The sequence below is a fragment of the Janthinobacterium sp. GW821-FHT03C10 genome (assembly GCF_059420865.1).
Genome location: NZ_JBWKUN010000003.1, coordinates 194,331 through 216,457, shown reverse-complemented (window position 1 = coordinate 216,457; position 22,127 = coordinate 194,331). Strand labels below are relative to the sequence as shown.

20 protein-coding genes, 1 tRNA gene and 1 pseudogene are annotated in these 22,127 nt (G+C 65.2%); 9 read left to right on the top strand and 13 right to left on the bottom strand.

Features of this window, described 5'->3' with window-relative positions; translation table 11 throughout:
- Positions 1-22: 22 nt before the first annotated feature.
- A complete protein-coding gene (ubiU, locus tag AC07VH_RS12150) occupies positions 23-1,060 on the bottom strand; it encodes a ubiquinone anaerobic biosynthesis protein UbiU (RefSeq protein ID WP_412101868.1) in 1,038 nt (345 codons plus the stop codon).
- 162 nt (positions 1,061-1,222) lie between these two features.
- Here ubiU and AC07VH_RS12145 point away from each other — a divergent pair, with 162 nt between their 5' ends.
- The 7 genes from AC07VH_RS12145 to AC07VH_RS12115 all read left to right on the top strand — a co-directional run bounded on the left by AC07VH_RS12145 (position 1,223) and on the right by AC07VH_RS12115 (position 10,244).
- Complete coding sequence (locus AC07VH_RS12145; protein ID WP_494788012.1) at positions 1,223-1,633, top strand: hypothetical protein; 411 nt, start codon at positions 1,223-1,225, stop codon at positions 1,631-1,633.
- Positions 1,634-1,756: 123 nt separating this feature from the next.
- A complete protein-coding gene (locus AC07VH_RS12140; protein WP_494788011.1) occupies positions 1,757-3,505 on the top strand; it encodes a ribonucleoside triphosphate reductase in 1,749 nt (582 codons plus the stop codon).
- Positions 3,502-3,699, top strand: coding sequence for an anaerobic ribonucleoside-triphosphate reductase (gene nrdD, locus AC07VH_RS12135; RefSeq protein WP_494788010.1), 198 nt, complete (start codon positions 3,502-3,504; stop codon positions 3,697-3,699). Before AC07VH_RS12140 ends, nrdD begins: the two co-directional genes overlap by 4 nt.
- Entirely contained in the window at positions 3,692-4,396 is a 705-nt protein-coding gene (locus AC07VH_RS12130; RefSeq protein WP_494788009.1) for an anaerobic ribonucleoside-triphosphate reductase activating protein, read from the top strand. The genes nrdD and AC07VH_RS12130 overlap by 8 nt, the downstream gene beginning before the upstream one ends.
- 148 nt (positions 4,397-4,544) lie before the next feature.
- A complete protein-coding gene (locus tag AC07VH_RS12125; protein ID WP_494788008.1) occupies positions 4,545-8,600 on the top strand; it encodes a Pls/PosA family non-ribosomal peptide synthetase in 4,056 nt (1,351 codons plus the stop codon).
- 21 nt (positions 8,601-8,621) lie between these two features.
- Positions 8,622-9,137 carry a 4'-phosphopantetheinyl transferase family protein gene (locus AC07VH_RS12120; protein ID WP_494788007.1) on the top strand — a complete coding sequence of 172 codons (516 nt, stop codon included), beginning with the start codon at positions 8,622-8,624 and terminating at the stop codon, positions 9,135-9,137.
- Between the two features lie 198 nt (positions 9,138-9,335).
- Entirely contained in the window at positions 9,336-10,244 is a 909-nt protein-coding gene (locus AC07VH_RS12115) for a LysR family transcriptional regulator (protein ID WP_494788006.1), read from the top strand.
- Here AC07VH_RS12115 and AC07VH_RS12110 read toward each other — a convergent pair.
- Positions 10,241-10,918: a phosphoribosylanthranilate isomerase gene (locus AC07VH_RS12110; RefSeq protein ID WP_489628081.1), complete on the bottom strand. Its 678-nt coding sequence runs from the start codon at positions 10,916-10,918 to the stop codon at positions 10,241-10,243. The two genes, AC07VH_RS12115 and AC07VH_RS12110, sit on opposite strands and share 4 nt — an antisense overlap.
- 96 nt (positions 10,919-11,014) lie before the next feature.
- Here AC07VH_RS12110 and AC07VH_RS12105 point away from each other — a divergent pair, with 96 nt between their 5' ends.
- Together AC07VH_RS12105 and AC07VH_RS12100 are read left to right on the top strand one after the other, a co-directional pair.
- On the top strand, positions 11,015-11,272 hold the full coding sequence (locus tag AC07VH_RS12105; RefSeq protein WP_494788005.1) for a protein L: 258 nt from the start codon (positions 11,015-11,017) through the stop codon (positions 11,270-11,272).
- A gap of 62 nt (positions 11,273-11,334) precedes the next feature.
- Positions 11,335-11,739 (top strand): hypothetical protein, encoded by a 405-nt coding sequence (locus AC07VH_RS12100; protein ID WP_494788004.1) that lies wholly within the window; start codon positions 11,335-11,337, stop codon positions 11,737-11,739.
- A gap of 89 nt (positions 11,740-11,828) precedes the next feature.
- On the opposite strand, the gene AC07VH_RS12095 is transcribed toward AC07VH_RS12100, so the two are convergent.
- The 11 genes and pseudogenes from AC07VH_RS12095 to AC07VH_RS12045 all read right to left on the bottom strand — a co-directional run bounded on the left by AC07VH_RS12095 (position 11,829) and on the right by AC07VH_RS12045 (position 22,090).
- Entirely contained in the window at positions 11,829-12,863 is a 1,035-nt protein-coding gene (locus tag AC07VH_RS12095; protein ID WP_494788003.1) for an RNA methyltransferase, read from the bottom strand.
- A 67-nt stretch (positions 12,864-12,930) separates the two neighbouring features.
- Entirely contained in the window at positions 12,931-13,272 is a 342-nt protein-coding gene (locus AC07VH_RS12090; RefSeq protein WP_092799573.1) for a zinc ribbon domain-containing protein YjdM, read from the bottom strand.
- Positions 13,273-13,363: 91 nt separating this feature from the next.
- Positions 13,364-13,935 (bottom strand): annotated as a pseudogene (locus tag AC07VH_RS12085) (cation diffusion facilitator family transporter).
- A gap of 10 nt (positions 13,936-13,945) precedes the next feature.
- Positions 13,946-14,065 carry a metal-sensitive transcriptional regulator gene (locus tag AC07VH_RS12080; RefSeq protein WP_494788002.1) on the bottom strand — a complete coding sequence of 40 codons (120 nt, stop codon included), beginning with the start codon at positions 14,063-14,065 and terminating at the stop codon, positions 13,946-13,948.
- Between the two features lie 9 nt (positions 14,066-14,074).
- On the bottom strand, positions 14,075-14,899 hold the full coding sequence (locus tag AC07VH_RS12075; protein ID WP_494788001.1) for a TlpA family protein disulfide reductase: 825 nt from the start codon (positions 14,897-14,899) through the stop codon (positions 14,075-14,077).
- Positions 14,900-14,969: 70 nt separating this feature from the next.
- Positions 14,970-15,668 carry a DUF2325 domain-containing protein gene (locus AC07VH_RS12070; RefSeq protein ID WP_494788126.1) on the bottom strand — a complete coding sequence of 233 codons (699 nt, stop codon included), beginning with the start codon at positions 15,666-15,668 and terminating at the stop codon, positions 14,970-14,972.
- A gap of 263 nt (positions 15,669-15,931) precedes the next feature.
- Positions 15,932-17,521 carry a methyl-accepting chemotaxis protein gene (locus AC07VH_RS12065; RefSeq protein WP_494788000.1) on the bottom strand — a complete coding sequence of 530 codons (1,590 nt, stop codon included), beginning with the start codon at positions 17,519-17,521 and terminating at the stop codon, positions 15,932-15,934.
- Positions 17,522-17,896: 375 nt separating this feature from the next.
- Positions 17,897-17,989 (bottom strand) — tRNA-Ser (locus AC07VH_RS12060).
- Positions 17,990-18,099: 110 nt separating this feature from the next.
- Positions 18,100-19,347: an aspartate kinase gene (locus tag AC07VH_RS12055; protein WP_152252529.1), complete on the bottom strand. Its 1,248-nt coding sequence runs from the start codon at positions 19,345-19,347 to the stop codon at positions 18,100-18,102.
- A 196-nt stretch (positions 19,348-19,543) separates the two neighbouring features.
- A complete protein-coding gene (gene tilS, locus AC07VH_RS12050; protein ID WP_494787999.1) occupies positions 19,544-20,962 on the bottom strand; it encodes a tRNA lysidine(34) synthetase TilS in 1,419 nt (472 codons plus the stop codon).
- A gap of 153 nt (positions 20,963-21,115) precedes the next feature.
- On the bottom strand, positions 21,116-22,090 hold the full coding sequence (locus tag AC07VH_RS12045) for an acetyl-CoA carboxylase carboxyltransferase subunit alpha (protein WP_034784047.1): 975 nt from the start codon (positions 22,088-22,090) through the stop codon (positions 21,116-21,118).
- Positions 22,091-22,127 lie beyond the last annotated feature (37 nt).

Genomic DNA, 22,127 nt, shown 5'->3' with positions numbered 1-22,127 from the left:
CCGGGACGCGCAGCAGGTTTTGCTATTTCCAGGAGCGGTGATACGCGCCCAAGGTGTGCTGCTGGCCCTCGGCCAGCTTGTCCATGGCCGCCATCCAGCCCGGCTTGACGGCGTAGCGCGCATTGCCTTCGCGGCAGGCGTCGATCGCTTCGCGCCACACGCGCGTCACCTGCGCCACATAGGCGGGGCTGCGCTGGCGCCCTTCGATCTTCACGGCGCGCACGCCCATGGCGATCAGTTGCGGCAGCAGCGCCAGCGTATTCAGGCTGGCCGGCTCCTCGATGGCGTAATACTCTTCGTCGTTGACTTCGAAACGCCCCTTGCACAGGGTCGGATAGCTGGCGTTTTCGCCCGGTGCGTAGCGGTCGATCAGCACGCCGTTCAGGCGCGATTCGAGGCCGTTCGGCGTTTCCAGCCAGCGCACGGATTTCGCCGGCGAGCACACGCCGTGCGTGTTCGGCGCCTCGCCCGTCGCATACGAGGACAGCGCGCAGCGCCCCTCGACCATCACGCACAGGCTGCCGAAGCCGAAGACCTCGATCTCGACTTCCGTCTTGGCGATCAATTGCTCGACCTGCGCCATCGACAGCACGCGCGGCAGCACGGCGCGGGCGATGCCGAAGTGTTCATGGTAAAAATTGATGGCTTCGTAGTTGGTGGCCGAGCCCTGCACGGACAGGTGCAGGCGCAGCTGCGGGTGGTGCTCGCTTGCATACGCCATCAAGCCCGGATCGGCCACGATCATGGCGTCGATGCCGGCCTGCGCGGCGCGGTCGATGGCGCTGCGCCACACGGCCCAGTTGTGCGGCTGCGGATAGGTGTTCAGCGCCAGCAGCACCTTGCGTCCATATTGGTGGGCGTAGCGCACGCCCTCGGCGATGGCCTTCTCGTCGAAATTGAGGCCGGCGAAATTGCGCGCATTGGTGGCGTCGCGAAAGCCCAGGTAGACGGTGTCGGCGCCATTGTCGACGGCCGCTTTCAAGGCGGGCAGGCTGCCGGCGGGGCAGACCAGTTCCAGTGGTCCGGCCACGCGGGTGGCGGTGGTTGATTCAAGCATCATGGTGTTCACAGTCCTGTATCGGCTCAGGGTGCAGACTATAGCCCCGCCCATACCGCCCAGTCCTTGACGCAGGTGAAGGAATGCATGCATGGCTGGCGCGCGTTCAACTTGCTTGACCTGGCTGTAAAATGCCCCCCTTTTCTCCCTGTCCGATTGCCCGCCATGCCCCGCAAACCGCTGCTGATCTTCCTGCTCACCCTGTTCCTCACCGTGCTGCAAGTGCAGTGGGCCGCGCCCACGGAAGGCTACGACGCCGAGGCGCTGTCCATGCTGTCGCCCGAGGTGCTGGGCGCGTATCCGGGCGTGCTGCTGCTGTTCCTGCAAGCCGTCCTCGCCCGCCGCGCCATGCCCGTGGTGCGCCAGGCCGCCATCAGCACGGGCTTGCTGGCCTTATACTGGCTGCTGGCGAACTACGTCACGTTCGATATCCGCGTCGCCAGCTGGAGCACCTTCTCGCCGCTGGAAATCTGGGCGCACGTGCTGCCCGCCTCCAGCATCAGCATCGCCGCCTGCGCCGCCGCGCATTTTGGCCTGAGCTGCTTCATCCTGCGCCAGGGACGCGCGAAAAAGTAAACGGGGACGCTTTTTTCACCTGCATCAAGGATTCGTCACGCAACTGCACGCGCCCTTTGACGCCACTATATTTAGTGATTAATCTCCACAAAAACACCGCATGTTGTGTTTATTGGAGGTTTCATGACGACAAATGCAGTTTCCCCCACACGCGGCCAGGTCGATGTCGCCGCGTCCATCAATGAATACCTGGAGCGGCGCGACTGGCGTGTCAACGCCAACGCCAACCAGGGTTACTCGCTGGGCGGCCTGATACTCAACGTGTCGGGCAAGGTCATCGCCAACTACTGGCTGGACCAGGTGTATCCGCCGGAAGTGGGCGCGGCGCACCGCGAAGCGGCCCTGCACATCCACGACCTCGACATGCTGGCCGGCTATTGCGCCGGCTGGTCGCTGCGCACCCTGCTGCACGAAGGCTTGAATGGCGTGCCGGGCAAGATCGAATCGGGTCCGCCCAAGCACATGTCGAGCGCCATCGGCCAGATCGTCAATTTCCTCGGCACCCTGCAGAACGAATGGGCCGGCGCGCAGGCGTTCAGCTCCTTCGACACCTATATGGCGCCCTACATCCGCCAGGACAGCCTGCGCTATGAAGACGTGCGCCAGTACATGCAGGAGCTGATCTTCAACCTCAACGTGCCATCGCGCTGGGGCACGCAGACACCGTTCACCAACCTCACCTTCGACTGGGTCTGCCCGGACGACCTGCGCGATCAGATTCCCGTCATCGCCGGCCAGGAGATGGACTTCAGCTATGGCGAGCTGCAGGCGGAGATGGACATGATCAACCGCGCCTATATCGAGATCATGATGGCGGGAGACGCCAAGGGCAGGGTCTTCACCTTCCCCATCCCCACCTACAACATCACCGAGGATTTCGACTGGCATAGCGAAAACGCGGAACGCCTGTTCGAGATGACGGCCCGCTACGGCCTGCCCTACTTCCAGAATTTCATCAATTCGGAACTCAAGCCGAACATGATCCGCTCCATGTGCTGCCGATTGCAGCTGGACTTGCGCGAACTGCTGAAAAGGGGCAATGGCCTGTTCGGTTCCGCCGAGCAGACGGGCTCCCTGGGCGTGGTGACGATCAACTGCGCGCGCCTGGGCCACCTGTGGCGCGGCGACGAAGCGGCGTTGATGGCGGACCTGGACCGCCTGCTGGAACTGGGCAAGACCAGCCTGGAAATCAAGCGCCGCACCATCGAGGAACTGATGCAGCAGGGCCTGTTCCCGTACACGAAGCGCTACCTGGGCACCCTGCGCAACCACTTTTCCACGCTGGGCGTGAACGGCATCAACGAGATGATCCGCAATTTCAGCGGCGACGCCTGGGACATCACGAGTCCCGAGGGCCATGCGCTGGCGATCCGCCTGCTCGACCACGTGCGCGCCCGCATGGTGGCCTTCCAGGAAGAGACGGGCCATATGTACAACCTGGAAGCGACGCCGGCCGAAGGCACGACGTACCGCTTCGCCCGCGAAGACCGCAAGCGCTATCCCGCCATCCTGCAGGCGGGCACCGTCGACAATCCATACTATACAAATTCGTCGCAGCTGCCCGTCGGCCACACGGACGACCCGTTCGAGGCGCTGGAATTGCAGGACGCGCTGCAGCGCAAGTACACGGGCGGCACGGTGCTGCACCTGTACATGACGGAAGCGCTGTCGGACGCGAATGCCTGCCGCGAGCTGGTGAAACGCGCCCTGAGCCGCTTCTCGCTGCCCTACATCACCGTCACGCCCACGTTTTCCATCTGCCCGCGCCACGGCTACCTGGCCGGCAAACATGAATTTTGCCCCACCTGCGACGCGGAGCTGATCGCCCGCAAGCAGGCCCACCCTGCTCCATCACTTGAGGAAACGCCATGAACGCACGTCCCGACTTCACTCCCGCCATCACCCTGCTCGACACCGAACGCCAGCGCTGCGAAATCTGGACCCGCGTGATGGGCTACCACCGCCCCGTCGCCTCGTTCAACATCGGCAAGCAGGGCGAATTCCACGAGCGCCAGTACTTTACGGAAACGAGCGCACGGCTTGGCCAGCCCGCCTGCCATGGCTGAGTTGAAAGTGGGCGGCCTGACGCCCTTTTCCGCCACCGACTACCCGGGCAAGCTGGCCGCCGTGGTCTTCGTGCAGGGCTGCCCCTGGCGTTGCGGCTATTGCCACAATCCGCACTTGCAGGCGCGCACGCCGGAAGGCGCCATGCCGTGGCAGGACGTCCTGACCTGGCTGCGCCGCCGCGTGGGCCTGGTCGACGCCGTCGTCTTCAGCGGCGGCGAGGCGTGCATGGACCCGGCGCTGGGGCGCGCCATGCAGGACGTCCAAGCGCTGGGTTTCGGCATCGGCCTGCACACGGCCTGCATCTATCCGCAGCGCCTGCAGGAAGTGCTGCCCCTGGTCGACTGGGTCGGCTTCGACATCAAGGCGCCGTTTGCCGACTATCGCCATGTGACCCGCGTGGCCGGCAGCGGCGACCCGGCGCGCGCCTGCCTCGACGCCATCCTCGCCAGCGGCGTCGCCTACGAATGCCGCACCACCACCCACCCGGACCTGCTGCCGGACGCACAGCTGCTGGCACTGGCCGCCACCCTGGCCGCGAAAGGCGTCGACAACTACGTGCTGCAGCAGTTCCGCGCCGAAGGCTGCGCGGACGCGGCGCTGTCCGGCCGCCCCCTGCACGGCTATCCGGCGGCGGCTACTGTGGCGCAAATCGGCGCCATGTTTCCGCGATTTACATTCCGTAATCATGGCAGTTGATCCAGCCGCCACATAATGGCTGAAAACTCTACAAAATTCCCCGTTCTGCAACGCTGAAATGTCTCGCGTGCTGTAATGTATCAACTGTGCCGCGCACCATGCGCGGCCCATCAGATTCTTCATTCCGCATTACAGATAAGCGTCATCCATGAACGATTTCACCGCAGTCAGTCCAGGCACCACTTCCACCCACGCCGACATCCTGTATGGCCCGCCGCGACCGGATCTGCTGCGCGAGGAAGTGCTGGCCGACCTGCTGGAAGCGACGGCGCGCCGCTGCCCGCAGCACATCGCCCTGATCGATGGCGCGCGCCGCATCACCTATGCGGAACTCGATGCGCAAGCGGGCCTGGCGGCATCGCGCCTGGTGGCGGCCGGCGTCAAGCCCGGCGACATCGTGGGACTATGGCTGCCGCGCGGCGCCCCTTTGCTGCTGATGCAGGCGGCCATCGCCAAGGCGGGCGCCGCCTGGCTGCCCGTCGATGAAGACACGCCCGTCGAGCGCCTGCAGGTGTGCCTCGATGACGCCAACGGTGCCGGCGTCGTCAGCTGCGCGCAGTTCGCGCCGCGCCTGGAGCAGGCCGGCGTCCAGCGTCCCGTATGGACGGCGGAAAGCCTGCTGGCCCCCGCCGCGCCGGGCGAACTGCTGCCCGCGCGCGGCACAGTCTTGCCCAGCCACCCGGCGTACGTGATCTACACGTCCGGCTCGACGGGCAAACCCAAGGGCATATTGATCAATCAGCGCAGCATCTGCCACTTCCTGCGCAGCGAAAACGCCGTGCTGGAAGTGGCGCAAGGCGACACCGTCTACCAGGGCTTTTCCGTCGCCTTCGACATGTCGTTCGAGGAAATCTGGATCGCCTACCTGGTGGGCGCGACCCTGTGGCTGGGGCCCAAGGAAATCTCGGGCGACCCGGAAGCCTTGCCGCGCGCGCTGGCCGCCAACCACGTCACGGTGCTCCACGCCGTGCCGACCCTGCTGGCTCTGTTCGCAGAAGACGTGCCAAGCCTGCGCCTGATCAACCTGGGCGGCGAGATGTGCCCCGAGTCCCTCGTCGAGCGCTGGTCGCGCCCGGGCCGCGCCATGTTCAATACCTACGGTCCGACGGAAGCGACCGTCTCGTGCAGCCTGGCGCGCCTGCGGCCCGGCGTCCCCGTCACCATCGGCACGCCGCTGCCCAACTACGGCTTGCTGGTGCTGCAGGTGGCCGAGCCGGGCGAAAGCCGCCCCCTGACTTTGCTGGCGCGCGGCGAAACGGGAGAATTGTGCATCATCGGCCCCGGCCTGGCCGAGGGCTACCTGGGCAGGCCCGACCTGACGGTGGAAAAATTCCTGCCCAATCCCTGGGCGAGCAGCGAGGACGATGCGCGCCTGTACCGCACGGGCGACCTGGCCCGCATCGACCCGGACGGCCAGGTGCTGTGCCTGGGCCGCGCCGACGACCAGGTCAAGATACGCGGCTTCCGCGTGGAGCTGGGCGAGATCGAAGCCGTGCTGGCGCAGCAGCCCGGCGTGGGCACGGTGGCCGTCCTGCTGCGCAAGGATGACGGCATCGACCAGCTGGTGGCCTACATCGTCGGCAGCGACGATGCACCCGGCGACGCCCTGGCGGCGAAAACCCTGCGCGCGGCCCTGAACCTGCATTTGCCGCCCTACATGGTACCGGGCCGCTTCGAACTGCTGCCGCTGATGCCGCGCCTGACGTCCGGGAAGATCGACCGGAAAGCCTTGAAAGCCATGCCATTGTCCGCGCCGCCGGCTGGTGAAGCGGGTGAATCGGACGCGCCGGAAACGCCGGCCGAGGCGGCCCTGTTCGCGGCGCTGGCCAAGCTGTTCCCCGGCCAGCCCATCCTGCGCCAGCAGGACTTCTTCAGCGATCTCGGCGGCCACTCCTTCCTGGCCGCGCGCCTGGCGTCGAGCCTGCGCGCCGATCCGGCCTACGCCCACATGACGGTGCGCGACATTTACCAGAACCGGCAGATCGGCAAGATCGCCGCCGTGCTGAACGAGGCGCCCGCGCTGGCCACGCCGGAAGCGGATTGGACGCCGCCGTCAGCCTGGAAGCGCTGGGCCTGCGGCGCGGCCCAGGCGGCGGCCGTGCCAGGCCTCGTCACCCTGCGCATGGCGCAGTGGATGGCGCCCTTCTTCACCTACCACTTCTTCACGGGCGACACGGGCGACACCGTGCCGCGCGCCATCGCCGCCTCGATCGGCGTGTTCTTGCTCGCCACCCTGGCCGAATTTGCCATTGCGATTGCCGGCAAGTGGCTGATCGCCGGGCGGCTGAAGCCGGGCAGCTATCCCCTGTGGGGCGTCACGTATTACCGCTGGTGGCTGGCCGACCGTCTGGTCGAATCGGCGCCCGCATATCTGCTCAGCGGCTCGTCCCTGAACAGCTGGTGGCTGCGCGCGCTGGGCGCGAAAGTGGGCAAGGAAGTGGTCATCGGCTCGATGACCCTGCGCGCGCCCGACCTGCTGTCCATCGGCGACAACGTCAGCGTGGGCAATGCCGTCAACTTTGAAAACGCCCGCGTGGAACGGGGCCGCTTGCTGCTGGGCCGGATCCGCATCGGCGACGATGCCTGCATCAGCTCTTACGCTATCCTGGAAGGCAATACGCAAGTGGGCGCCTTCGGTCACCTCGAGGGCCAGTCGGCGCTGGCCGATGGCGCGGCGGTGCCCGACGGACGTGTGTACACGGGTTCGCCCGCGCGCGACATTGGCGCGTTTGACGCAGCCAGCAGGCCGCCGCGCCCCGCCGTCTCGCGCCTGCGCCTGACGGGCGAGACCGTGTTCTTCTGCTTCGGCATGGTCCTCATCGCCGTGCTGTTCTTCATGCCCGTCTTCCCCAGCTTCGTGCTGATCGACTGGTTCGACGAGCGCGAAATGATGCCATGGCTGCAGGGGCGCGACGTGACGACCCAGCTGGCCCGCTACTTCCTGCTGGCCTTCCCCGCCAGCGCCGTGCTGATCGTGCTCACGGCCCTGCTGTCGGCCGCCATCCGCTGGGGCGCGCTGCCCCGCCTGAAACCGGGCAGCTCGCCCGTGCACAGCAATCTGTATTGCGCCAAGTGGCTGGTCAGCCATATCCAGGAATCGAGCCTGAACGTCCTGCACGGCATCTACGCCACCGTGTACGCGCCGTACTGGTACCGCCTGCTGGGCGCCAAGGTGGGCAAGGGCGCGGAGATTTCCACGGCCCTGGGCGTGGTGCCCGACATGCTGACCCTGGGCGACGACACCTTCATCGCCGACGCCGTCATGCTGGGCGACGAGCAGATCGACGGCGGCTGGATGACCATGCGCCCCACCGTCGTCTCGCACCGCAGCTTTGTCGGCAACGGCAGCTATATCCCGGACGGCACCACCCTGCCCGAACACGTGCTGATCGGCGTGCACACGCATGCGCCGCGCAATGAACAGATGCACAGCGGCGACACGTGGCTGGGCTCTCCGCCCATGCATTTGCCCGCGCGCGAACAGGTCAGCGGCTTTGCCGAGCACCTGACGTTCAAGCCATCGTTGCTGCGCCGCCTGGGCCGCAGCCTGATCGAAGCGTTCCGCATCGTCGCGCCGCACGCCGTGGTGATCGCCGTCGGCTATACCCTGGTGCTGGACGTGATGCCGATCGCGGGCGCCGGGCGCTGGGGCGAAGTGGTGGGCGACCTGGCCATTGCCGGCCTGGCCTACGGCATCGGCAATTTTTTGGTCGTCGTGCTGTTCAAGTGGCTGCTGCTGGGACGCTACCGCAAGCACGCGGCGCCCATGTGGACGCCGTTCGTGTGGATCTCGGAAGGCGTGACCAACCTGTATGAAGGCATCGCCGTGCCCAACTTCATGCGCTACCTGCGCGGCACGCCGTGGCTGCCGCTGGCCTTCCGCCTGTTCGGCTGCAAGATCGGCCGCGGCGTCTACATGGATACGACGGACATCACGGAATTCGACTGCGTGCACATCGGCGACTACAGCGAATTGAATGCGCTGACCTGTCCGCAGACGCATCTGTTCGAAGACCGCGTGATGAAGATCGACCACGTGGAAATCGGCCAGCGCGTCTACATGGGCCCGCGCAGCTCCGTGCTGTACAGCGCCAAGGTGGGCGACAATGCGCGCCTGGGACCGTTGACCCTGGTGATGAAGGGCGAGCACATCCCCGCCGGCAGCAACTGGGCGGGCTGCCCGGCCGCGCCTTTGCGTAGCTGATTACAGCTGATGGATTTTACGGTGCTCTTGTCAAGAGACAGCGTGCTGGTGATCGGCATTGTGCCGCCGCCGTCACGCATCGAAGCGCGCGCGCGCCTGCGCCAGGCCGTGCGCGAGGCGGCGGCGCAGTGGCTGAAGGTGGATATCGGGGCGATTGCGGTGGAGTCGACGCCGGGCGCCCCTCCCCGTTTGCTGCTGGCCGGCCGCATGGCCAGCCTGTCGTTCAGCCATGACGAGGGACTGTCGCTGGCCGCCATCTGCCTGCATGGTCCCGTCGGCATCGACGTGATGCGGGTGCAGGACATTGCCGACTGGTTCCATCTGGCGCGCGATTACCTGGGGCCGCAGGTGGCAGCTGAGCTAGCCGACTGCCCCGCCGAACAGCGCCCATTGGCTCTGGCGCAGGCGTGGACGGCGCGCGAGGCGGCGCTCAAGTGCGCGGGGCTGCCGCTGGCGGAGTGGAATGGGGCCGCACCGGCCTGCCGCCTGAAAACGCTGGCGTTACCGGCACCGTATGTGGCGACGCTGGCATATTAGTCCTCCTTGCCCTCGGCCGCGCCGCCGATCTGGACGAAAATCAGTTTTACGATAATACTGATAAGTACTCCCAACACCCCGAGCAATTCCAGCATGGTCTTTCCTTCGCAGTGACAGCGGACCAATGCACTGTAGCGCGAACGCCGGGGCAAGGCTAATATCAAATCAGGCAGTCACCGATCTCGAAAAGGCATACGATTGATTTCCATCAGACAGTTCCGCTATTTTGTCGAAGTCGTCGATGCGGGCAGCTACTCGCGCGCGGCGGAAAAGTTATATATCGCGCAGTCGGCCCTGAGCCGGCAGATCAAGGAGCTCGAGGGCGAGGTGCAGGCCCTGCTGCTCACGCGCGACGCGCGCCATATCGAGCTGACGCCCGCGGGACAGGTCTTTTATGAGCGGGCCAGGCGCATCCTCGACGACATCGACGAAACCGTGCGCCAGACGCGCCACGTGGGACAAGGGGCGCAAGGCATCATCCGCCTGCTGCATTCGAGTTCCGTCACCCTCACGCCCGCCATCGGCGCCGTGCTGAACCGGCTGCTGGCGCAGTTCCCCGGCGTCTCGCTCGATGTTTCAAAGGGCTCGTCGGAAAACCAGGCTGCCGACATCGAGGAAGGCCGCGCCGACCTGGGACTCGTGCGCCTGCCCACCCTGCGCAAGCATGCCAATATCGTCGTGCACGAACTGTTTGCGGAAAGGCTGGTGGTGGCCGTGTCGTCGGCATCGCCGCTGGCTGCTCTGGAGCGCACGACGATCGCCGCCCTGCGCGACGAGGCGTTCGTCTCGATCCCGCACAAGGACCGGGGAGGCCTCAGCTACCTGGTGGCGGGCCTGTGCCTGGCGCAGGGATTCTTCCCGAAGGCGGCGCGCGCCCTGTCGCGCAAGACCTCGCAGCTGAACCTGATCGAAGCCAATATGGGCATCGCCATCGTCCCCGACAGCATGCGCCTGGTGGCGCCGCCCGGCGTGCGTTTCATCGCGCTGCCGGACGAGGAATCGCATTCCGTCGTCGGCCTGATCTCGCCGCGCGCGGCCGGCGGCATGGTGGCCGCATTTACGGAAGCATTCGTGTGCGAGATGAACGCAGTAACGTCCGTGGATTAGCCTTCCGCATACAGCGCCGCATCCGCGTCGCGCACGGCCGCCATCAGCAAGGCCAGCTTCATGACGTCGAGCTGGCCGTCCGTGCGCACGCGCGAGCACAGGTCGATGCCGTAGGGGCGCACTTGGCGCAGCGCCTCCATCACGTTATTCGCATCGAGGCCACCGGCGAGGAAGACGGGACGGGGGCTGGCGCGCACGAAGCGCGCACTGACGGACCAGTCGTGCGTGCGGCCCGTGCCACCCAGCTCCGGCACAGCCGCGCCGGGGCGGCCCGAGTCGAGCAAAAAGGCGTGGACATGGGGCGCGTAGGCGGGAATCAGGTCCAGCGCCTGCGGCCCTTCCACGTGGATCACCTGCACGCGCCGCACGTGCGGCAGCAGGCGCGCCAGCTGCGCCACTTCGCCGGGGTCGATATGGCCGACGATCTGCACGGTGGACGGCTGCGTGGCGCGCACGTGTTCGGCGATGGCTTGCGCCGTCGTCTCGGACGTCAGCAGGAAGGTGGCCACGGGCGGCGGCGTCCAGGCGGCGATCTGCGCGATGCGCGCGTCGGGAATCGGGCCGGGACCGGACGGCATGGCGGCCACCAGGCCCAGCGCGTCGGCGCCAGCTGCAATGGCCAGTTGCGCTTCGTCGATGGAAGCGATGCAGCAGATCTTGATGCGGGTTCTCATGGCCTTGCGTGCTGAGTCGGGATGATCAACATTACAACACAGGGCGGCGCGCACGCCAAGACACGCGGTCAAGGCCGCACGCGATTGTGTGCCAAAATGGGCCATTATCCACTCCCCGAGGAAGCCATGGCCGACTACAAGAACCCCAGCTACGTGGCCCGTACCATGCACCCGCGCTTCGATGAACTGACCTCGCCCGGCGAAGCCGTGCCGTATTCCGGCATCTACCGCTGCGACGGCTGCGCGCACGAGATCGTGTCGACGGAAGGCCATGTCATGCCGCCGCAAAACCACCACCAGCACAGCAGCGAACAGGGGCCGATACGCTGGCGCCTGATCGTCAGCCCGCGCTGATTGACATGTGCCAGGCGGCGGACGATACTTGATTGATCCGGGATCGCCATTGGAAGCCGCACATGCGCATCGTCGACTTTGAAATCCGCAAGGAGTGCCCGCCGCAGCTATGCGACTGCGAGCGCGAGCGTCTGCTCGACGATCCGCAGGCGGATCTGTCCATCCTGCGCCTGAACCTGACGGAAGAAAAGCGCCTGCTGGCGCACATTGAGGGCATCGCCACGTATGCACAGCTGCAGAAGCTGCAGCGGCTGTTAAAAAGCAACCTGGGCGTGGAATTGCAGATCGCGCCCGGCAGCGGCGAAGTGCGCACCGTGCGCGGCTTCCAGATCCGCCTGCTGGAGCGGCCCGGCCTGTGCCGCAAGACGCGCGCCGCCATTCCCGCCGCCGTGCGCCGCTGCCTGGCCGCACATCCCGAGATCGCGTTTGCGATCCTGAATGAAAACGATTTGCTCGGTGGGGTGTGAGCCGAGTAGGTCGGATTAGCGGGCACCGCGTAATCCGACATCATTGTTGGCGTATGGGCGAATGTCGGATTACGCCCCGCTAATCCGACCTACGCCGTCACGCTGGCACGGATGGGAATGACCCTGCCCTTCGCCTCGCGCGCCCGCAACTGCCCGCAGCCCCCCTCCACGTCCTGACCGGCCGAATCGCGCAATTTGGTCAGCACGCCGCGCGCGTGCAGGGCGGCGGCGATGGCGCGCGCCTTGTCCCAGCTGGGGCGCCTGAACGGCAAGTCATCGATGGTGTTATACGGGATCATGTTGAGCACCGCATACTTGCCCTGCAAGAGCGCCACGATGCCGTCCATCTCGTCCTCGCCATCGTTGACGCCCTCCATCAGGGTCCACTGGTACTGCACCGGGTAGCCGGTCAGGCGCGCGTACGACTCGCCGAAGTCCACCAGTTCGCGCGGGGATAATTTGGGCGCGCGCGGCAGCAGCTGTTCGCGCAGCGCCGGCTTCGTCGTGTGCAGCGACAGGGCCAGCGCCGGCTTGACGCGACCTTGCGGCAGGCGCTCGAAGGCGCGCGGGTCGCCCACGGTGGAAAACACGAGGTTCTTGTGGCCGATATTGCCCTCGGTGCCCAGCAGTTCGATGGCTTCCATCACATTGTTCAGGTTATGCGCCGGCTCGCCCATGCCCATGAAGACGACTTTTTTCACGGGACGCAGGGTGCGCGCCAGCACCACCTGCGCGACGATCTCCCCGCTCGTCACCTGGCGGATCAAGCCGTCGCGGCCCGTCATGCAGAACTGGCAACCGACGGCGCAGCCCACCTGGCTCGACACGCACAAGCCATCGCGCGGCAGCAGCACGCTTTCCACCGTCTGGCCGTCGTGCAGCCCCACCAGCAGGCGCGCCGAACCGTCGGCGCCCGGATGGGTGCTGAGCAGTTTCAGCATGCCCTGCAATTCGAGGTCGAGCGCGGGCAGGGCCTCGCGTACGGGTAGCGGCAAAAAGTCTTCGGCGCGGCGCCGGCCCTGGTCGTGCGGCTGCCCCTGTATCCAGTCGCGCAGCACGCGCTGTTCGTGCAGGGGCTTGGCGCCCAGGGCGCGCAGGCGCTGGCGGAGATGGTCGATTTGCATGGATTCCGAATAAAAAAACAGCGCGCCGGCAGGAATGCGAGGCGCGCCGCGGATGGGAATAAAAAGCTTAGACTTTTTTCACGAATTCCGTTTTCAGGCTCATGGAACCGAAGCCGTCGATCTTGCAGTCGATATCGTGGTCGCTGTCGACCAGGCGGATGTTCTTGACCTTGGTGCCCATCTTGACGACACCGCCGCCGCCCTTCAGCTTCAAGTCCTTGATGACGCTGACCGTGTCGCCGTCCTGCAGGATATTGCCGGCCGCATCGCGGTACACCTTGGCGCCTTCTTCCACGGCTTCGCCAGCCGTGGCCGACCATTCATGCGCGCATTCAGGGCAGATCAACTGGCTGCCGTCTTCGTACGTGAATTCGGATTGGCATTGCGGGCATGGTGGTAATGTGCTCATTTTCTTCTCTGTCTGGTGAACAGCGCGTGCTGTAAAAGCCGACATTATACGGCCTACGCCCCGTATCAGCGGGCTTTTTTCCCCATCATTATCAAGTCCGGCGAATAAGCTCGATGGTGCTGTGGACGATTTCCTCGTAGATGCCGATGCGCGCGCGCAGCTGGGCGGCCGTCAAGGCGGCATCGCGGCTGACGACGGACAAGGCGCACGAATACAGCTGCTTGCCGACTCGCCGCACATGCAGGTCGACGATGCGCGGCGTGTCGCCGGCGCTTTCCACTTCCACCGCCTCGCGGATTTCATCCGCCACGGGGTGGTCCATCTCGCGGTCCAGCAAGACCTTGCCCGTCTCCTGCATCAGCTTTTTCGCCCACAGCGCGGCCAGCACGGCGCCCGCGATGCCCATCACGGGGTCGAGCCAGCTCCAGCCGTAAACCCACGCGCCGGCCAGCGCAAGGATGGCGCGTGCGAACTCATATGCCAGCCATCGGCCAGCAGGGCCATGGAGTTGTACCACCAGCCGGCGGCGATTTCCAGCGCCATGGTGGCCAGCGTGATCCACATGACGATGCGCGCGCGGCGCGCGGCCTTGCCATTGCTGCTGTCAAAAACGTGCTCGTGCTGCCAGGCGGAGAGGTCTTCGTTGCAGGATGGCGTTTTCATGGCGATCTCCTTATTTGAGGTAGGTTCGCAGGATGCCCGCGATGTCGTCGGCGCCCCTGGCCCGCTCCTCGCCGGAGCTATCGGGACTGGCCACGGGCTCGCGCAAGTGTTCTTCGATCACTTCGGCCATCAGGCCATTTCAGGGAACGGGTGCGATCTTCCGCAGCTTGCTGGCCAGCGAGGCATCGGACAATTCGCCCAGGTGGGTATCGGCCAGCCGCCCTTGCGCGTCGTAGAACAGCGTGGTGGGCAGGGCCGAGGAACCGGCCGCCTTGCCCAGCGCCGCTTCGCTGTCGAGCACCACATTGCGCAGGGTTACGCCGCTCCCGTCTAGGAAAGCGCTGGCGGCAGCCGCATCCTCGCGCTGGTTCGCATACACGAAGACGATATCGGCGCGCGCCTGCTGCGCGGCGGCCAGCACGGGCATCTCGCGCCGGCATGGCGGGCACCAGCTGGCCCACAGGTTGACCACCATGGGCCTGCCGCCGGCCAGCGCCGCCAGGCTGGTGGGCGTGCCATCGACCGCCCGCAACGCCACGGCCGGCAGAGCCGTCGGCTTGTCGTAGGAGAGGGATATCCCTGCGCTCAACACGGCCCAGGCCAGCGCGCCGGACGCCACGCTGACGGCCAGCGCACGGCGCATGGCCGCCATGGCGGGCCCCCTGCAGCGCCATGCGGCGATGGCCAGCGCGGCGGCGACGCCGGCCGGCGCCAGGAAGCCGCCATCGCGGATATTGATGATGGACCATGGCGCGGCCCAATACTGTTCGTGCCAGCGCAGCACGAACGCCAGCCGCGCCGCCAGCAGGCCGGCGATCAGCATGTCGGAAACGAGGGGGCCGGCGTCCGGCAACTGGCGGTACTTCCGCAGCCACCACGCCGCGCCGTAGGCGACGCACAGGGAAACGAACAACAGGACCAGGCCCGTGGGCAAAGCCAGGGGGCCGATTTGCAGGGACAGCATGGGCGCTTTCTATAACGTCGAAGGGACGGCCATTGTGGCCCATGCGGATTAGACAGGCGTTAATCCGGCATCAAAAAGCGGACAGCGCCTCCTTGCGCACGAAATGCATGGCTTGCGGCCGGTCCACCAGCACGCATTGCTTGCCCGTGCGCTTGCAGTGGTCATGCACGCGCCAGTAGGCGTCATGGCTGACGCAGCCCGTCTGGCAAATCACCAGGTCGGCCGCCACCAGACCCGCTTCCAGCGCGGCCGCATCGTCGGCGCCGTCATCGCCGCCCGGGTGATGAAGGAAGCGACCGCCGGCCTGCTCGATGGCTCGCTGCGCCACGTTGGCGCCGGCGGCGTCCTGGCCCGGCTCCAGCTTTGAAGAGCTGCCCACGTAGAGCACGGCTTTTTCGCGCACGTCGGCCTGCAAGGCTGGCACGGACACGACGGAAGGCGCGGGCAGCCACTGCAGGCGCAGCAACTCGCGCATCAGGTCCTGCACGCGCTCGCTGAGCCACTCGACCTTGCGGGCCAGCCGGGCACGCGTCGGCAAGCCCGGCACGCTGGCCGCCAGTTCGGCCAGTGCATCGCGCGCCAGCGCCAGCTGGGTATCGCGGATCACGACCTGCGCCCGCGCGCGCATCAATTCCGACTCCAGCTGCGCGATGCGGGCCGCCTGCGCCGCCAGCTGCGCACTGCAGCGCGCCTGCGCGCGGCCATACTCGCCCATCAGCACGCGATGCTCATGCGCGATCAAATCCTCGTTGCCATGCATACTGCCCATCATGCCCTCCTTTACCGCCCGCGGCGCCATGGCGCCAGCCCATCGCTACCCCATAGATCTGCATTATAAATGAGAATCATTACTATTTGATTATGCACATGCCCGCAGCAGGGGTATGCGCTGGCCGCGCCTGCCGCAAGCCGGTGGCACCGCGATAGATGTCCAGCGTGTTCGGCCACGCGATATCGATGAACAACTGCCGTGCCGGATCGGCCAGCAATGACTGCCCGCACAGTTCCCCTTGATCTCGCCCTTGTTCACGGTCAGCAGGCGCGCGCCGCCAAGGCAAGCGCCTGGCTGTCAAGCTTGAACACCCCCACTTCCCGCACCAGGCTGGCTGCCTGCTCTTCCAGGCTGCCGGCGGCGGCCGCCGCTTCCTCGACCAGGGCGGCGTTCTGCTGCGTGACCTCGTCCATCTGCGTGATGGCCTGGTTGACCTGTTCGATGCCCAGGCTCTGCTCCTGGCTGGCGGCGGCGATCTCGCTCATCAGGTCAACCACCTGCTTGACGGACGTCACGATCTTGTCCATCGTGGCGCCCGCCTCGTCCACCAGCTTGCTGCCCGCGTCGACGCGCTCGACCGAGTCGCCGATCATGGCCTTGATTTCGCGCGCGGCGCTGGCCGAACGCTGCGCCAGGCTGCGCACTTCGCTGGCGACGACGGCGAAGCCGCGTCCCTGCTCGCCCGCCCTGGCCGCCTCCACGGCCGCATTCAGGGCCAGGATATTCGTCTGGAAAGCGATGCTGTCGATCACGTCGACGATATCGACGATCTTGCGCGAGCTGGCATTGATGGCGCCCATCGTATCGACCACGCGCCCGACCACCTGTCCGCCCTGCACGGCAAATTCCGACGCCGACACCACCAGCTGGTTCGCCTGCCTGGCATGGTCGGCATTCTGCTTTACCGTGCTGGTCAGCTCCTTCATCGCGGAAGCCGTTTCTTCCAGCGAACTGGCTTGCGCCTCCGTGCGCGACGACAGGTCGAAATTGCCGGCCGCGATTTCGCGCGAAGCAACGGTGATGCTTTCCGTGCTGCTGCGCACCTGGCCCACGGTGCGCGACAGACTGCCATTCATCGCCTCGAGGGCCTGCAGCAATTGACCGGGTTCGTCGGAATAGCGCTTGTCGACGCGATTGGTCAGGTCGCCGGCCGCCACCCTCTGCGCGGCCCGCAGCGCCTCCTGCAAGGGGCCGGTAATGCTGCGGCTGATCAGCACGGCGCCGGCGATGCTGACGCCCAGCGATGCCAGCAGCAAGCCCGCCAGCAGCGCGGTCGCCGAGCGCGCGCTATCGGCCGACTCGGTCTCGAACGCGGCCGAACGCTTGCTGGTCATGTCGACCACGCGGTTGATGGCCGCCAGATGGCTGTCGTAGCTGGCGGCCATCGCCGCCATGGCAGTGGCGACGCCCGCCTTGTCCTGCCCCCGCAGCGCGGGGATGAAGCGCGCGAATGCCGTCTCGTAGAATGCCACGGCCGGAGCGTGCGCCTGCGTCAGCAAGGTCTCGGCGATATCGTGGTCGATATCCTGGGTACGCCAGAACTGGTGGCGCGTATCGTACTCGGCTTTCAAGGCCTTCAGGCGCTCGACCAGTTTGTCTTGCGCGCCCCTGTCTTCGGACGCCATCAGCTGGAAGGCGACCAGGTAGGATTCGAGGATGTATTCGGGCGGCGGCAGCACGTCGGCCACCAGGTCCTTGCCCTGCACGATGCGGTGATACACAGGGCCGTTGACCTTCAATTCGCGCAGCACGCGCAGCGACCAGCCGCCATACACGATCATGCCCAGCAAAAAGATGGCGACCAACAAGGCCAGCCGGCGCGACAGTTTGACTTGGCGAAGCAGCTGCATGTGCGTATCCCCTCGGTTGTCCGGGCCATGCCGCCAATGCCGCCGGCATAGACCGCGCTGGCCAGTATGAATTTCTGCGCGGCATTTGCGGATTATGCAACTTTTTAAGGGGATTGGGCTGAATGCGGTGAAAAAGAATCTCTTGCTGAGCACCGGCCGGCGTATGTGCTCGCATAAGCCGGCGCTGGCGCTGGCCGCCATTGCCTGAGATGAGGGGACGGCGTTGGCCGCTGCGCGGCCAACGGGGCCGCGCGCAGCGCGGCAGATGGGCGATTCGGAGAGGGCTGGGCCGGCACGGCCCAGCCCTTCGAATCCCACCGTTCCGTCCAGACAAATAAAAAAGCCTCCCACAGGGGAGGCTTTTTTATTTGATTCTGGCGGAGACGGTGGGATTCGAACCCACGATACAGGTATAAGCCGTATGCATCCTTAGCAGGGATGTGCCTTCGGCCACTCGGCCACGTCTCCTAGCTGATTACTCAACTATGTCTCTGTAGCTAACTGCGCTGCAGCGACGAACGTCATAATATCGATTGCCCCCCCTTTGGTCAAGGGCGTGGGGCAATATTTTTGGATATTTACGCTTTTTCCAGCTCGAACGCTTTATGCAGCGCGCGCACGGCCAGTTCCATGTACTTTTCATCGATCAGCACGGAGATCTTGATCTCGGAAGTGGAGATCATCATGATGTTGATGCCCTCTTCCGACAAGGTGCGGAACATCTGCGATGCGACGCCCACATGGCTGCGCATGCCCACGCCGACGACGGACAGTTTCGACACTTTCGCGTCGCCCGTGATGCTGGCCGCGCCCAGCGCTTCGCGGTTCGCTTCCAGCACGGCCAGCGCGCGCGTGTATTCGCCGCGCGAGACGGTGAAGGTGAAGTCCGTTTTACCGTCGACCGACTGATTCTGTATGATCATGTCGACTTCGATATTCGCGTCCGCCACCGGTCCCAGGATGTGGTACGCCACGCCTGGACGGTCGGGCACGCCGAGCACGGTGATTTTGGCTTCATCGCGGTTGAAGGCGATGCCGGAGATGACTGCTTGTTCCATGTTTGTATCTTCCTCAAACGAAATCAGGGTGCCTGAATTGGCTTCTATTTCCAGCGGCAACATTGGGTCGGTCAGCGACGACAGCACGCGCGTGGGGACGCGGTAGTTGCCGGCGAATTCCACCGAACGCGTCTGCAGCACCTTGGAGCCCAGCGAAGCCAGTTCCAGCATTTCTTCAAAGGTGATGGTCTTCAGGCGGCGCGCCTCGGAGACCACGCGCGGATCGGTCGTGTAGACGCCGTCGACGTCCGTGAAGATCAGGCACTCGGCCGCCTTCATGGCGGCGGCGATCGCCACGGCCGAGGTATCGGAACCGCCGCGGCCCAGGGTCGCGATGTTGTCGTGTTCGTCAACGCCCTGGAAACCGGTAATGATGACGATCTTGCCCGCATCGAGGTCGCGTTTGACTTTTTCGTCATCGATCGACTGGATGCGTGCCTTGGTAAAGGCGGAATCGGTCTTGATCGCGACTTGCCAGCCAGCATAGGATACGGCTTGTTTGCCGATCGCCAGCAATGCCATCGACAATAGGCCGACGGACACCTGTTCGCCTGTCGAGGCGATCATGTCAAGTTCACGGGGATCGGGTTGATCCATGATTTCCTTGGCCAGTCCAATCAGGCGGTTGGTTTCGCCCGACATGGCGGATGGCACCACCACGATTTGATGCCCGGCGTCGTGCCACTTGGCAACGCGCTTGGCGACATTCTTGATACGGTCAGTCGAGCCCATCGACGTACCGCCATATTTGTGGACGATTAAAGCCATAAGAGTGAAGTTTCCGCTCAAGAAGAATAAAAAAGGAGGGCTTTACTCTACATGCCGCAATGCAAAATAACAAGCTAAAAAGCGCATTAGCTCATACCGATTGCGCATATGGAAATAACCAATCCATGCAGTCGGGAACGCATGGGCAGCCACTTGCCGGCCGCCCCGGGAGTGGCCGTGGCGGCTGCCCCTGCGCTCAGCAGGAGACCCAGCGCAAGGCCACGCGGGGACGGTCCAGCAGACTCAGACAATGGCAATCGAGACCGATACCGGCCGCGTACAGCAATTGTTGCGCCGCACAGACAAGGGGCAGGCGTTCGCGCTCCCAGGCGGGCACGTCGAACGCCTGGTAATGGTATTTCAAGCTCTTGGTGGGACGGTTCAAGGCCAGCTTCAGGCGCTCGCCGCCCTGGCGGAAGTCGATGGTCAAGGTCTGTGCTTGCAGCCAGGCAATATCGATACCCTGCCCGCCCTCTTCCACCGCATCGAAATGCAGCGCGCCGCCATACGCGGGAAAGGCCAGGCTCGCCTCGCCCTGCCACGTAAATTGCTGGCCGGCTTTTTCCAGGCCGGGGATGCCAGCATCGTCACGCTCGCGCATGCCGGCAAGGTCATCGAGCTTCGGCGTCAGGTACAGCCGGTCGCGGTGGCGCCGCACGTGGCATTCGGGATGCGTGACCAGCAATTGCGCATCGGGCCGCGCCTCCAACAGTTGCGCCAGCATTTCCGCCAGCCATGCCGTCGACGGCATGCGCAAGCCGCGCGTGCCGAACCAGTAGCGCAACAGGTTGTAGCAGCGGTCCGTGCTCAGCACGCGCAATTTCGCCAGCTCGATGCAGTCGCCGTCGAGGCACGCCGCCAGATCCTGCGTCGCCAGTTCCGTCAGCAGGCGCTGCGCCGATTGCGCGTGCTGGGCGCTGCGGGCGAAGCGTTCCTGGAAACCGGGAAACGCCTGTGCCAGCACGGGCATCACCTGGTGCCGCAGGGCATTACGGGCAAAGCGGGGATCGTCGTTCGACTCGTCGTGGATGTGCGCGATCGCATGGCTCGCCACGTACGCCTCCAGTTGCCTGCGCGACACAGGCAGCAGCGGGCGCGCCATCACCAGGTCAGGATTGCCCAGCAGTTCGGGCGCGCTGTTGGCGCCATCCATGCCGGACAGGCCCGCCGTGCCGGAGCCGCGCAGCAATTGCAGCAGCACCGTTTCAGCCTGGTCATCCTGGTGGTGGGCCGTCAGCAGCAGGCGCACGCCGTGCGCGGCGCACAGCTCGCCCAGGGCCGCGTAACGGCGCTTGCGGGCCGCCTCTTCCGTGCCCGTCTTCGCATTCTTTTCCAGCGTGACCTTGCGCGCCTCGAAGGCGATACCCATGCCGGCGCACAATTGCTCGCAGTGGGCCAGCCAGGCATCCGCATTCGGGCTGAGGCCATGGTGCACGTGGAACGCATGCAGGACCACACCGTGCTCCTGCGCCCAGGCATGCGCCAGGTGCAGCAGGGCCGCGGAATCGAGGCCGCCGCTCAGGGCGATGCCGACGGTGCCGCCGGGTGCAGGTGCGCAGGCGTCCAGCGCGCGGGCGAAGATGTCGGGCACGGTGGCGGTTTGTTGCTTTTTCATTCGGACTCCGGGAATGCAAAGAGGGACAGGCTGCTAAACGGATGGTGTCGTTTAGCGGACTGTCCCTGGTGTTTTACTGTCTTGTCGGCTTACGTCTTGTCGGCTTACGCTGCGCTAAGCCGACCTACGCCGACCACGTCGACTTGCGCTGGCTTACTCGCTCGGCGTGGTTTCCTTGAACTTGCCGTAGCTCAGCAGTTTCTCGTGGCGCGCGGCCAGCAAGTCCTTGGTTTTCATGCCCTGGAACTGGCGCAGGGTGTCGGCCAGTGCGCGCTTGAGCAAGGTCGCCATCTGCTTCGGATCGCGGTGGGCGCCGCCCAGCGGTTCGTTGATGATCTTGTCGATCAGGCCCATGGCTTTCAGGCGGTGCGCCGTCAGGCCCAGCGCTTCGGCCGCGTCGGAGGCGCGCTCGGCGCTCTTCCACAGGATCGAGGCGCAGCCTTCCGGCGAGATCACGGCATACGTCGAGTATTGCAGCATCAGCACGGCGTCGCCCACGGCGATGGCCAGCGCGCCGCCGGAACCGCCTTCACCGATGATGGTGGCGATCAGCGGCACTTTCAATTCGGCCATCACATACAGGTTGTGGCCGATGGCTTCCGACTGGCCGCGCTCTTCCGCGTCGATGCCGGGGAAGGCGCCCGGCGTGTCGACGAAGGTGAAGATGGGCAGGTTGAACTTTTCCGCCACCTTCATCAGGCGCATGGCCTTGCGGTAGCCTTCCGGCTTCGGCATGCCGAAATTGCGCATGGCGCGCTCTTTCGTGTCGCGGCCCTTCTGGTGGCCGATGACCATGCATGGCTGGCCGTTGAAGCGGGCCAGGCCGCCGACGACGGACAGATCGTCCGCGTAGCTGCGGTCGCCATGCAATTCGTGGAAATCGGTAAAGATTTCATTCACGTAATCCATGGTGTAGGGACGTTGCGGGTGGCGCGCGATCTGCGCCACTTGCCAAGGGGTCAGCTTGGCGTAGATATCCTTGGTCAGCTGCTGGCTCTTCTTGGCCAGGCGGTCGATCTCTTCCGAGATGTCGACGGCCGAATCGTCTTGCACGAAGCGCAACTCTTCGATCTTGGAATCGAGTTCCGCGATCGGCTGTTCAAAATTGAGGAAAGTCGTTTTAGTCATTGTACCTCCAGGTTTTACCGGCCACGGCGCCAGGGCG